Below are 13,356 nucleotides of genomic sequence, written 5' to 3' on the forward strand. Positions count from 1 at the left end.
CGGGTGACTTCTGGAATCGAGAGTGCGGACGGGCCGACGGCGGACGAGCCGGACGACGGATCCCGAAAGGCCCGGGACACGGCGGTCTCCGAGCGCCGTTTTCGATTCCTGGTCGGCGGATACGCGGTGTCTTCGTACGGCACATTCCTGAATATGGTCGCGCTCAATCTGTTCGTCTACGAGACGACGGGCCGGGCGCTGGCCATGGGGCTGTTCATGGCGGTGCGGCTGGGCTCCGGATTCGTCGCCGGACTGGTCGTCGGCGCACTGCTCGCCCGTTTCAGCGCGAAAAGCATCATGCTGTGGGCGAATGTCGGACAGGGCGGCGTGATGCTGCTGCTCATTCTGGCGCCGGAGAGCCTGGTGACCGGGGCGCTGATGGCCGTCTCGGTGGTGATCGGGGCGTGCGGGACGCTGTTCATGGTGGCGTTGCGCAGCTCGATCCCGGAGATGGTCGGGGAGGACCGCAGGGCCTGGGCCAACTCCCTTTCGATCACCGGCCGTTCGCTGGCGATGGTGGCGGGGTTCGCGTCGGCGGGTGTGGTGGTGTCCCTCGTCGGGTACACCGCCGCCTTCCTGCTCGACATGGCGACGTTCGTGATCTGCGCGGTGACGGTGGCCCTGCTGCCGATCGCGGGGGGCGGCAAGGGGTCCGGCACCGACGCCGGGAAGCCGGAGAAGGCCGGGAAGGCCGAGCGGGGCGGGAAGGGCGGGCCGCGGTGGCGGCCGGTGGCCTTCCTGGCGCTCGCCGCCGCTCCCGGTCTCGGCCTGATGGTGGCCCTGCGCGGGGTCGACGCGTTCGGCTCCGCGTCCCACAACGCGGCGCTGCCGATCTACTCCACCTCGCTGGACGCGTCGAACCCGGCGGTGTTCGTCAGCGCGTTCTGGTGTGTGTGGGCGCTCGGCAACATCGGTGCCCAGCAGGTGATCCAGCGGTACACCCAGCGCACCGGCAAGACCGTGGGGGCGCTCGGATTCGGCTACGGCACGGTGGTGATGTCGGCCGCGTTCATCGCGGCGTTCGCCGGATTCCCGCTGGCGGTCACGGCGGTGATCGCGCTGATCGCGGGGGCCGCGGACGGTCTCACCGAGGTCGCGTACACCTCGCATCTCCAGACACTTCCGGCCACGTTGCGCGGTCACGCCTTCGGTCTTTCGGCCACGTTCGAGAACCTGGGTTTCGGGGTCGGCATGATCCTGGTGGCGGCGGCCCTCGACCGGTTCTCCCCGCTGGCGGTGGTGGGGTGGTCCCACGGCGCCGCCATCGTCGTCGCCGTGGTGTTCCTGCTGCGGGTGGCGGCGCTGCGACGGGCGGAGCCCGCGGGTCCGAGTGGACGCGCGGGCGGGGCGGGGCAGGCGGGGCTGCGAAAGGAAGAAGCCGTTGAAGGACGACCGGATCGCGGTGATCGGGACGGCGCTGAGGTTTCCCGGGGCTGACACCCCCGCCGCGTACTGGCGCGACATCCGGGCGGGCAAGAGCCATGTACGCCGGTTCACCCGGGCCGAGTTCGCCGCGGCGGGGGTCCCGGCGACGGAGTACGAGCAGCCGGGGTTCGGCGGTGCGAGCGCGCCACTCGCGGACGTGGACGGTTTCGACGCCGGGTTCTTCGGGATGAGCGGGCGGGAGGCCGAGCTCACCGATCCGCAGCAGCGGCTGTTCCTGGAGTGCTGCTTCCACGCGTTGGAGGACGGGGGGTACGCAGGCGGCGGGAGCGGGCACGCGGGCTCCGGAAGGCGTTGCGCGGGCGGCGGCACCGGTTCCGTACGGATCGGGGTGTACGGCAGTTCCGGCTATCGCCTGTACTCGCTGCACAGCTATCTGGCCAACCACCTCGCGGCGGAGGCCGGCTCGGGCGACTGGATGACCGCCAAGCAGGTCCAGGTCGGCAACTACACCGACTTCACCGCCACCCGGGCCGCCTTCCGCCTCGGTCTGACCGGGCCCGCGCTGACCGTGTCGACGGCCTGTTCCAGCGCCCTGGTCTCGGTGCATCTGGCCTGCCAGGCGCTGCGTGCCGGGGACGCGGACCTGATGCTGGTGGGCTCCGCCGCTCTGCATCTGCCGCAGGTCAGCGGCCGTGTTCCGGTGAAGGGCTCCACGCTCTCCCCCACCGGCACGGTCCGGGCGTTCGACGCGGACGCGGACGGCACGGTCGGCGGGAACGGGGCCGCCGCCGTCCTCCTGAAGCCGCTGGAGCGGGCACTGGCCGACGGCGACACCGTGCACGCGGTGATCCTGGGCTCGGCGGTCACCAACGACGGCGCGGACAAGACGGCCGGCGGCCGTTCCGGCAAGGGCGGGTTCGCCGCTCCCGGGGTCGCCGGGCAGCGGGACGCGGTGCTCGGTGCGCTGCGCGCGGCGGACGTGGACGCGGCGTCGATCGGATATGTGGAGGCGCACGGTACGGGGACGCTGAAGGGTGATCCGATCGAATTCGCCGCCCTGACCGAGGCGTTCCGCGCCCACACCGACCGGACCGGGTTCTGCGCGCTCGGCTCGACGAAGCCGGCCATCGGCCATCTGGACAGTGCGGCGGGGCTCGCGGGGCTGATCAAGGCCGTGGAGGTGCTGCGGCACGGGATCGTCCCGCCGCTCGTGAACTTCGCCCGGCCCAACCCGGCGCTGGCGGTGGACGACTCCCCGTTCCTGCTGCCGGTACGGGAGCGGGACTGGCCGCTGGCGGGGGTGCGGCGAGCCGGTGTGCACTCCATCGGCATGGGCGGTACGAACGCTCACGTGATCCTGGAGCAGGCGCCGGAGGCCGTGCCGCGGCCCCCCGTGCCGTCGGCGGCCCCCGTGCCCGCGCTGCTGCCGCTGTCGGCCGCCGACGGGGACGCGCTGCGGGCGTACGCCACCGCCCTGCGGGACCACCTGGCGGGCGGGGCCCGCCCCTCCCCCGCCGATCTGCTGACCACCACCGCGCTCGGGCGGCGGCTCCTGCCGCACCGGCTGGTCGTCACGGCCGCGGACCCGGTCGCCGGACTGGAGGCGTTCCTGTCCGGGGCCCCGGCGGGCGAGGCGTACACGACCGGGGTCGCCGACGGCGTACGGGACCCGGCGCCGGTGTTCCTGTTCAGCGGGCAGGGCGGCGGCCACCCGGGCATGGGCGCCCGACTCGCCGCGCGTTTCCCGGTGGTGGCCGAGGTACTGGCGTCGTGCGCCCGGGTGTACGCGGAGGAGACCGGGCGGGACGACTTCCTCGGCCGGATCGTCGGCGGGCAGGGCCCCGCGCGCTGGGACACCGCCTTCGCGCAGCCCGCCCTGTTCGCCCTCCAGCTCGCCCAGGCCCGGCTGTGGGAGCGGCTCGGGGTCACCCCGGCCCGGGTCGCCGGGCACAGCGTCGGCGCGTACGCGGCGCTCTGCGTGGCCGGGGCGCTGGACACGGAGGACGCTATGCGGCTGGTATGCGGGCGCGGGCGGCTGATGCAGGAACGGTCCGCCCCGGGCGCGATGGTCTCCGCGTTCGTCCCCCGGACCCGGGTGCGGGAGCTGCTGGCCGCCGTCCCCGGTCTTGAGCTCGCCGTGGTCAACGGTGCCACGCACCACGTGCTGGGCGGCTCCCCGGCGGCGGTGGACGCGGTGCGCAAGCTGCTGGCGGCGGGCGGTGAGGTGTACGAGGTGCTGGCGGTGGACCGGGCGTTCCACACGGCGCTGCTCGATCCGGCACTGGAGGAGTTCCGGCTGCTGGCGGAGAAGACGGAAACGCGCCCGCTGCACACGGAGTTCGTCGACGGCATCGACGGCACGGTCCGCCCCGCCGGGTGGCGGCCGGACGCCGCGTACCTGGTCGCGCAGGCCCGCCGGACGGCCGACTTCGCCGCCGTGCTGGGGGAATTGACCTCCTCGCCGCTGCTGCTGGAGCTGGGCCCGTCCGCCGTGCTCACGGGGTTGGTCCGCCGGGCGTCGCCGGACGCCGTCTGCGTACCGACGCGGGACTGGGAGCGGGCGGTTGCCGCGCTGCACTGCGCCGGCGCCGGGGTGGACTGGGCTGCGCTGCTCGACGGCTGCGGCGGCCGGCGCGTCCGGCTGCCCCCGTACCCCTTCCGGCGGCGCTCCCACTGGCGGGGGCCCGCACCGTACGCTCACCCATCCGCACGCTCCACGGAGGACCGCATGACCGAACAGGCCGTACTGGAAAGGGTGCTGGAGCTGACCGCGCGCCATCTCGGCCACCGTCCCGACGAGGTCTCCGCCGACCGCACGTTCGTCGGCCTCGGTGCCGACTCGCTCCAGCTCATCGGGATGGTACGGCAGTTGGAGGCCGAGTTCGGCACGGAGATCAGCATGCGGGAGGTCCTGGAGGAGGCGGGCACACCACGGCTGACGGCCGCGCTGATAGCCGGGCGGGCGGTGCCCGCGACGGTGCCGGCGTCGGTTCCGGCGTCGGTGCCGGTGTCGGTGTCGGTTCCGGTGCCCGCGGCCGTCCCGGAGGCAGCAGCGGTGGCGGCACCCGTGGCCGACGAGCCCGGGTACGCCACCCAGGCCGAGGTCGCGGCCCTGTCCGAGCAGATTCGTCAACTGGCCGAGACCCAGGCGGCGATGCTCACCCAGCTCTCCGATGCCGTCGCCCTGCTGACGGCCCGCACCACCGGGACGGACGCGCGATGAGCGCGGGGACACCCGCGTCCGGCGACGCCGCGGCACGGGCCTCCGAGGCCGTGGCCCGGGCGGCGGAGCTGTCACGGGCGCTCACGGAACGGCTGGCGGCGGCCCGCGCGCAGATCGCGACGGAGACCCCGGAGGAGAAGCCGCCCGCCGACGCGAGCGCGCATGGACCCCGGCTCGTCGTGGACGCGGCGGGCGGCATGGCCGGGGCGGGGGCCGACGAGGCTCAGCGGGCCCACACCGCGTCGCTGATCCGGCGGTTCACCGAACGCACCCGCACCTCCAAGAAGCTGGCCCAGCAGCACCGTTCGGTGCTGGCCGACAGCCGGGCCGTCGTGGGGTTCCGGGACGCCACCAAGGAGATGCTGTACCCGGTCGCGGCCCGCTCGGCGCACGGCTCCCGGCTGGTCGACGTGGACGGCAACACGTACACCGACATCACCATGGGCTTCGGCGCGCTGCTGCTCGGCCATGAGGCGGAGCCGGTCACCGAGGCCGTGCGCCGCCACCTCGCCGACGGGCTGCGCTTCGGCCCGCGGTCCCCCGACACCGGGGAGGCCGCCGCCCTGCTGGCCTCGCTGACCGGCATGGAGCGGGTCGCCTTCGCCTCCTCCGGTACGGAGGCGAACTCGGCGGCGATCCGGCTGGCCCGGGCCGCGACCGGGCGCGACAAGGTCGTCATGTTCCGGGGCTCGTACCACGGGCACATCGACTCCGTCCTCGGCCGCCCCGGCGGTCCCGGGCAGCACGCGGTGCCCGTCTCCCGGGGCATCCCGGACAGTGCGGTGGCGGAGCTGATCGTGCTGGAGTACGGGGAGCAGGAGTCCCTGGAGACGATCGACGCCCTCGGGGACACGATCGCGGCCGTGCTCGTCGAGCCCGTGCAGTGCCGCAACCCGGGCCTGCGGCCGGTGGAGTTCGTGCGCTCGCTCCGTGAACTCACCGCGCGCCGGGGCATCGTGCTGCTCTTCGACGAGATGCTGACCGGACTGCGGCCCCACCAGCGCGGTGCGCAGGACCACTTCGGTGTGGTGCCGGACCTCGCCACGTACGGCAAGGCGCTCGGCGCGGGCTTCCCCATCGGCGCGGTGGCCGGGCGGGCGGATCTGCTCGACGGGGTGGACGGGGGGTTCTGGCGGTACGGGGAGCCCGGCGGGCCCGCGCGGGAGACCACGTTCATCGGCGGTACGTACATGCAGCACCCGCTGTCCATGGCAGCGGCCCGCGCGGTGCTCACCCATCTCACCGAGCGGGGCCCCGGGCTCCAGAGCGGACTGAACGACCGGACCCAGGCGCTGGCGGACCGGCTCAACGCCTTCTTCCGTGACGAGGAATTCCCGCTGGAGCTGGAGCACTTCGGGTCGATGTTCCGGTTCAGGCACCGCGCGGACCTGGAGCTGCTCTACCACCACCTCCAACTGCGCGGTGTGTACGTATGGGAGTGGCGCAGCTTCTACCTCTCGACCGCTCACACGGAGGAGGACGTGAACCGGGTCGCGGAGGCCGTCGAGGGATCGCTGCGCGAACTGCGCGACGGCGGGTTCTTTCCCCGGTCCGCTCCCCGCCCGGGCGCGGCGGTGAAGCCGGTCGACGCCCCACGCCCCGCACCCGACTTCGGCGTCTACTTCTTCGGCGACTACCCGGAGCCGGAGACCGGTGAATCCGCCGGGGCCGACAGAGCCGGCACTCCGGAGGCGTACGACGCGCTCTTCGAGACCGTGCGCTTCGCCGACGAGCACGGCTTCTCCTCCGTCTGGCTGCCCGAGCGGCACTTCGACTCCTTCGGCGGGCTCTTCCCGAACCCCTCCGTGCTCGCCTCCGTCGTGGCCAGGGAGACCGGGCGCATCCGCATCAACGCGGGCTCGGTGGTCCTGCCGCTGCACGATCCGGTGCGGGTCGCCGAGGAGTGGTCGGTGGTCGACAACCTCTCCGGCGGCCGGGTCGGCATCGGCTGTGCCACCGGCTGGCACGCCCGGGACTTCGCCCTGCACCCGGACCGGTTCGCGGACCGGCGGCGGATCGCCTTCGACCACCTCGACGAGGTGCGCCGGCTGTGGCGCGGGGAGGCGGTGCGGCGGCGTACGGGCGAGGGCGCGGAGGCGGAGATCCTGATCCGGCCGCGTCCGGTGCAGGAGGAGCCGCCGTTCTTCCTGGCGACCTCCGGGCAGCCGGCCTCGTACGAGGAGGCGGCCCGGCGCGGTCTCGGGGTCGTCACCAACCTGATGAGCCAGACCGTGGACGAGCTGGCGGCGAACATCGCGCTCTACCGGCGTACGCGGGCGGCGTGCGGGCTCGACCCGGACGCCGGGCGGGTGACGGTGCTGGTGCACACGTATCTCGGCGACGACCACGCCACCGCCCGGGCGGACGCGCTGGAGCCGATGGTGCGCTACCTGCGGTCCTCGCTGCTGATGCGCTCGGCGGCGACGGCGGCCGGGCAGCGGCGCGAGGACGTGGCGGCGGCGAGCGAGGAGGACCTGGACTACCTGTTCCGCCGGGCGTACGACCGCTACTGCGACCGGCGGGCCCTGATCGGTACGCCGGACAGCGTCGCCCCGTTCGTGGCCGCGCTGCACGGGGCCGGGGTGGACGAGATCGCCGCGCTGGTCGACTTCGGGATGGACCGGGAGCGGCTGCGGTCGGGGCTGGAGCATCTGGACGTGCTGCGCCGCCGGACCCGGGAGCGCGTCGGCGTGGCCCGGGACACCCGGGGGCAGGGCCGGGAGACCGTCGCGCCCGCCACCTCCGCGCAGCGGCGGCTGTGGCTGGCGGCGCAGTTGCTGGAGAACCCGGCGGCGTACAACGAGACCCAGGCCGTACGGCTGCGCGGCCCGCTGGACGTAGAGGCGCTGCGGGCGGCGGTCGACGGCCTGGTCGAGCGGCACGCGGGGCTGCGGACGGTGTTCCGGGGCGAGGACGAGGCGGGCGTCGTCCAGGTCGTCCGGGAGGGGCTCCGCATCCCGTTGGCGGTGTCCGACGCCCGGGGGCAGGACCCGGACGAGGCGGTCGCGGCGCTGCTGTCCGAGGAGAGCCACCGTGCCTACGACCTGGCCGGAGGGCCGCTGTTCACGCCCCGGCTGCTCCGGCTGGCGGAGGACGATCACGTCCTGGTCCTCGGGATGCACCACATCGTCACGGACGCGCACTCGGCCGCGCTGATCGCCGGGGACCTCCGGGAGCTGTACGCGGCGGCCCGCGCCGGACGCGCGCCGGTCTTCGCCCGGCCCGCCGGGACGACCGTCGGGGCGCCCGAGCCGCCGCACGACCCGGCCGACCTGGTCTGGTGGCGCGAGCTGCTGGGCGAGAAGCCCCCGGTGCTGGCCCTGCCGACGGACCGGCCGCGCGGGCGCCGGGTGGCCGGGCGCGGAGGGGCGGTGGCCCGGAGCGTGGGCCGGGAGCGGGCGGACCGGCTGCGGGAGTGGAGCGGGCAGCAGGGCGTGACCCTGTTCGCCACGCTGTGCACGGCGTGGCAGTCGGTGCTGCGGCGGCGGTCGGGGCAGGACGCGTTCCTGCTGGGCACGACGTTCGGGCGGCGTCGGCCGGAGACGGTGGACACGGTGGGCTTCCATGTGGCCCTGCTGCCGCTGGCGCTCTCCGCGACGGACGCCGCCCCGCTGCCGGAGGCCGTACGGGCGACCGGCCGGGCGCTGTTCGCGGCGGAGGAGCACAGCGGGGTGGACCTGGACGCCCTGGTCGCCGCCGTCCACCCCGACCCGGGGAACCCACGGCCGCTGGTGACGGTTTCGGTCGATCTGGACCGCTCGGCGCTGGCCGGAATCGAACTGCCCGGGCTGCGGGCGGAGGGGGTGGCGGCCGGGACGGAGTCGGCGCCGCTGGAGCTGGCGCTGATGGCCACCCATGCCCCGGACGGGAGTCTGCGGCTGCGGCTGCGGTACGACGCGGACCTGTTCGACGCGGCGACGGCGGACGGGTATCTGGCGGAGCTGGAGGAGCGGTTGGACGCGGTGACAGCCGCGCCGGGCGAGGAGCCCGCACCGGGCGAGGAGGCCGTCCCGTGCGAGGACGCCGCGCCGGGCGAGCAGGCTGCCGCCCCGGACACCGCCACCCTTCTGCGTGAGATCTGGGAGTCCCTCCTCGGCGTGCGCGGCTTCCCCGACGACAGCAACTTCTTCGACCTGGGCGGCAATTCGATCGCCGCGATCCGCCTCGTGAACCGGGTCCGGGACACCCTCGGCGTCGACTACCCGATGGCGGACTTCTTCGCCGAGGCCACGCTGCGGGCGATGACCGGGCAACTGGCGGGCGGCGAAGGGCCCGAGGCACCGGCAACGGCAGCAGGCGAGGACAGCACCGCCGAAGAGGCCCCCGCCGCCGAGGAGCCCCCCGCCGTCGACCGCGCCCCCGTCAGCGACCAGCAGGCCCGGATGATCGCCGGGCACCACACCATGCCCGACCCCGCCGTGTGGAACGTCCCCACGCGGATCACGTTCACCGGGGCGCTGGATCCGGCGGCCCTGCGGTCCGCCGTGTCCGGGGTGATCGCCCGGCACGACGCGCTGCGGACCCGCTTCGTCCAGGAGGACGCGCCGGACGGGCCCTGGTGGCAGGAGGTCGTGGCGGCGGGGCCGGTGCCGCTGCCGGTGGAGGACCTGACCGGGCTGCCCGCCGGTGAGCGGCGGTCCCGGGCGGACGCCCTGTGCCGGGCGGACGCGGCGGTCGCCTTCGAGCTGGGGCGGCCCCTGGTGCCCCGGCTGCGGCTGCTGCGGGTCGAGGAGGACCGCTGGGAACTGATGTTCGTCCTGCACCACGTGTGCGCCGACGGCTGGTCGCTGTCCCTGCTGCTCGCGGAGATCGCCGCGCTGTACACGGCCGCCGCCGCGGGCGTCCCGCACGGTCTGCCCGACCCGGCGATGCAGGCGCCCGGGTACGCCCGGTGGCAGCGGGAGCACCACGAGCCCGGGGCCGAGGCGGAGCGGGCCGCGTTCTGCGCCCGCTATCTGGACGGGGTGCCGTCCGCCGTCCCCGTACCGACGGACCGGCCGCGTCCGCAGAAGCTGAGCGGCCACGGGGACACGGTGCGCGGGGTCGCGTCGGGCGACGTGCGGGCGGCGGTGGAGAAGCTCGCCGCCGACCTGCGCACCACCCCGTTCGCCGTCGCGGCGGCCGCCCTCGGGGTGTTCCTGACCCGGCTGTCGGGCGAGGAGGACACTCTGCTGAGCGTGCCGTACGCCAACCGGGAGGGCACCGCTTCGGAGTCGCTCGTGGCGATGACGTCCACAGCGGTGATGGTCCGCGTACGACTGGATTCAGCCAATCTTGGGGAGACGTGCGCGGAGCTCGCGGTGCGTACGGGCGCGGGCGCGCTCGGCGCCATGGCGCATGTGCTGCCCACGGCCCGCATCATGCAGGCGATGCGGGACGCGGGCGCTGTCAGCGTCCCCGACCGGGTGCCGCACGTCCTGGCCTTCCAGAACTCCGTCGACACGGACATCGAGATCCCCGGGTTGCGGGTCGAGGTGGCCGATCTGGCACCGCCGCTTTCCCGCAGCGAGCTGTGCTTCGGGCTTGCGCCGCGCCGGGACGCCGCGAAGGGTTATCGAACGTTCCTGGAATTCTCCACCGACCTGTGGGACCACACGACCGCCCACGACCTGCTCGCGTCGTACACCGACCTGCTCGCGGAGTTCTGCGCCCGGCCCGACCGGCCGGTGCGGGAACTTCTCGCGGAGCGACCCTCTTTGTCACTGCCGAACACCGGAAAGGCGGACGCCGTATGACTCCGGCCCCCCACCGCAGCCACACCGACGACCTGCTCTCCTTCATCGCCGCGAGCCCTTCTCCGTACCACGTGGTGGCCAGTGCGGCCCAGCGTCTGGAGAAGGCCGGGTTCCGTGAACTGCGCGGCACCGACGACTGGACCGGAGCGACCGGCGGCCTGTTCGTCAGCCGTGCCGGGGCGCTGATCGCCTGGTACGTCCCCGAGGGCGCGGCCGCCCACACCCCGTTCCGGATCGTCGGCACCCACACCGACTCGCCGAACCTGCGGATCAAACCCGCGCCGGACACCGGGACTTCGGGGTGGCGGCAGATCGGGGTGGAGATCTACGGCGGGGTGCCGCTGAACACCTGGCTCGACCGCGACCTCGGCATCTCCGGCCGGCTCGCCCTGCGCGGTCCGGACGGCGTGCCGCGCAGCCGCCTCGTCCAGATCGACGAACCCCTTTTGCGCGTACCCCAGTTGGCGATCCACCTGGACCGTTCGGTGAACGAGGGCGTGGCGCTGGACCGGCAGCGGCACATCGCGCCGATCTGGGCGCTGGGCGAGCCCCGGGAGGGCGAGCTGCTGCGCCGGGTCGCGGCGGCGGCCGGGGAGGACCCGGCGGACGTGCTCGGCTGGGACCTGATGCTCCACGACATCCAGCCGCCCGGATACCTGGGCGTGGACCGGGAGTTCGTGGTGGCGTCCCGGCTGGACAACCAGATCTCGGTGCACGCCGGGGTGACCGCGCTGGTGGACGCGGCGACGGGAGCCGCACAGCCGGCGTTCATCCCGGTGCTGGCCGCCTTCGACCACGAGGAGGTCGGCAGCGGTTCCGAGACGGGTGCGCAGAGCCCGATGCTGGAGCGGATCCTGTCGCGGTCGGTGGCGGCGCGCGGCGGCAGCGACGAGGACTGGTCGCGGGCGCTGGCGGGCGCGTTCTGCGTCTCCGCCGACATGGCGCACGCGGTGCACCCGAACTACTCCGAGCGGCACGACCCCGACCACCGCCCGCTGCCCAACGGCGGCCCCACGGTCAAGGTGAACGTCAACCAGCGGTACGCCACCGACTCCACCGGCATCGCGATGTTCACGGCGGCGGCCGAGCGGGCCGGGGCGCCCTGGCAGCCGTTCGTCTCGAACAACGCGATGCCCTGCGGTACGTCGATCGGCCCGCTCACGGCGGCCCGCCTCGGCGTCACCACGGTGGATGTCGGGGTGCCGGGCCTGTCGATGCACTCGGCGCGGGAACTGTGCGGAGTGCGCGACCCGGGGTACCTCGCCGCGATCCTCACGACGATCATGGTCGGGGACTGACCGGACTCCGGCAGAAGAGCAGCTGGTAGAGCTGCGTAGAGAAAGAACAGGAACGATCGTGGCCGACGAAGACACCGTCCTCATCTGCCTGCCCTTCGCCGGGGCCGGCCCCTCCTTCTTCACGCCCTGGCAGAAACGGGCGCCGGAGGGACTGCGGATCCTCCCGGTCTCCCTGCCGGGTCGCGAGAAGCGGTTCCCGGAGCCCGCGTACGACGCGGCGGCCCCGGCCGTCGACGACGCGTACGCGCAGGTGACGGCGGCGCTCGGCGGAGCGGACGGGGACGGGACCGGCGGCCCGGTCGTGCTGTTCGGGCACAGCATGGGCGCGGTGCTGGCGTACGAGCTGGCGCACCGGATCGAGCGGGCGGGCTGGCCGGTCCGCCTGACCGCGCTCGTCGTCAGCGGCGCGCCCGGCCCCTGGACGGCGCGCACGGACCGGGCGGACGGGCTGCCGGACGAGGAGTTCGCCGCCCGGGTCCGGGCGTTCGCCGGGTACGACCACCCGGCGCTGGCGGACCCGGAGATGCGGGAGCTGCTGCTCCCGGCGCTGCGGGCGGACGTCCGGCTCCACGAGACGTATGTGCCGTCCACGGACCGCCCGTTGAGCGTTCCGGTCCTGTCGGTCCGGGGCCGGGAGGACACCCTCGTGGGGGCGGCGGAGGCGGCCGAGTGGGGCCGGGCGACGACGCGGAAGCTGACGGTGGCCGAGCCGGCGGGCGGGCACATGTATCTGGCCGAGCGGCCGGAGGAGCTGCTGGAGCTGGTGGCCGCCGAGGTACGCGCGGCGAGGGACCGGTGACCGGCGGTGGCGCGGGTACGGGACCGGCGACCGGCCGCCCCGGTACGGAACCGCTGACCGGCGGTGGCGCGGGACGGCTGGCCGGGCGGGCGGCCCTGATCACGGGGGCGGCGCGCGGTCTCGGCCGGGCCTGCGCCCTGGCGTTCGCCCGCGAGGGGGCGGACCTGATGCTGCTGGACGTGGCGGGCGAGCTGCCCGGGGTGCCGTATCCGCTCGGCTCCGCCTCGCAGCTCGCCCACACCGCGGACCTCTGCCGCGAGGCGGGGGCCGCCGTGCTGACCCGGCAGGCGGACGTGCGGGACCTGGCGGCGCTGGAGGCGGCGGCGGAGGCGGCCGAGGAACGGTTCGGGCGGATCGACGTACTGGTCAACAACGCGGGTATCGCCGCTCCTTCGGGCCGACCGGCGCACGAGATCACCGAGGCCGAATGGCAGTTGATGATCGATGTGGACCTGGGCGGCGCGTGGCGGGCGATCCGTGCGGTGGGGGCCCGGATGGTCGCCCGGGGATCCGGTTCGATCGTCAACGTGGCCTCGACGGCGGGGCTGGTGGGCTACCGGCACTTCGCCGGGTACGTCGCGGCCAAGCACGGTCTGGTGGGCCTGACGAAGGCGGTGGCTCTGGACTACGCGCCCCGCAAGGTGCGGGTCAACGCGGTCTGTCCGGGCTCGGTGCGGGACGACGAGGCGATGGAGGGCCGGATGCTGGCGGAGATCGCCCGTTCGCTGGAGGTGCCGGTGGCGGAGCACGAGGAGACCTTCGTCCGGGACCAGCCGATGAACGCGTTGGTGGAGCCGGGCGATGTGGCGGAGGCGGTGCTCTGGCTGGCCACGGACGCGTCCCGGCAGGTGACCGGCAGCGTGATCACCGTGGACGGCGGCTTCACCGCCCGCTGACGCCCGATCTCCCCGTCAC

6 protein-coding genes are annotated in these 13,356 nt (G+C 74.4%); all 6 read left to right on the plus strand.

Features of this window, described 5'->3' with window-relative positions; translation table 11 throughout:
- Window positions 1-15 precede the first annotated feature (15 nt).
- The 6 genes from IE140_RS02500 to IE140_RS02525 are packed head-to-tail and all read left to right on the plus strand — an operon-like array spanning window position 16 to window position 13,337.
- Window positions 16-1,437: an MFS transporter gene (locus IE140_RS02500; RefSeq protein ID WP_093444998.1), complete on the plus strand. Its 1,422-nt coding sequence runs from the start codon at window positions 16-18 to the stop codon at window positions 1,435-1,437.
- Window positions 1,382-4,609, plus strand: a complete 3,228-nt coding sequence (locus IE140_RS02505) for a type I polyketide synthase (RefSeq protein WP_150194726.1) — start codon at window positions 1,382-1,384, stop codon at window positions 4,607-4,609. Before IE140_RS02500 ends, IE140_RS02505 begins: the two co-directional genes overlap by 56 nt.
- Window positions 4,606-10,344 carry a MupA/Atu3671 family FMN-dependent luciferase-like monooxygenase gene (locus IE140_RS02510; RefSeq protein ID WP_150194724.1) on the plus strand — a complete coding sequence of 1,913 codons (5,739 nt, stop codon included), beginning with the start codon at window positions 4,606-4,608 and terminating at the stop codon, window positions 10,342-10,344. The genes IE140_RS02505 and IE140_RS02510 overlap by 4 nt, the downstream gene beginning before the upstream one ends.
- Window positions 10,341-11,642: a M18 family aminopeptidase gene (locus IE140_RS02515; protein ID WP_093444931.1), complete on the plus strand. Its 1,302-nt coding sequence runs from the start codon at window positions 10,341-10,343 to the stop codon at window positions 11,640-11,642. The genes IE140_RS02510 and IE140_RS02515 overlap by 4 nt, the downstream gene beginning before the upstream one ends.
- Window positions 11,643-11,700: 58 nt before the next feature.
- Window positions 11,701-12,441: a thioesterase II family protein gene (locus IE140_RS02520; RefSeq protein ID WP_150194722.1), complete on the plus strand. Its 741-nt coding sequence runs from the start codon at window positions 11,701-11,703 to the stop codon at window positions 12,439-12,441.
- Entirely contained in the window at window positions 12,438-13,337 is a 900-nt protein-coding gene (locus IE140_RS02525) for an SDR family oxidoreductase (protein WP_373296142.1), read from the plus strand. The genes IE140_RS02520 and IE140_RS02525 overlap by 4 nt, the downstream gene beginning before the upstream one ends.
- The last annotated feature ends 19 nt before the right edge of the window (window positions 13,338-13,356 follow it).

The sequence above is a fragment of the Streptomyces parvus genome (assembly GCF_014648875.1).
GTDB lineage: Bacteria > Actinomycetota > Actinomycetes > Streptomycetales > Streptomycetaceae > Streptomyces > Streptomyces parvus.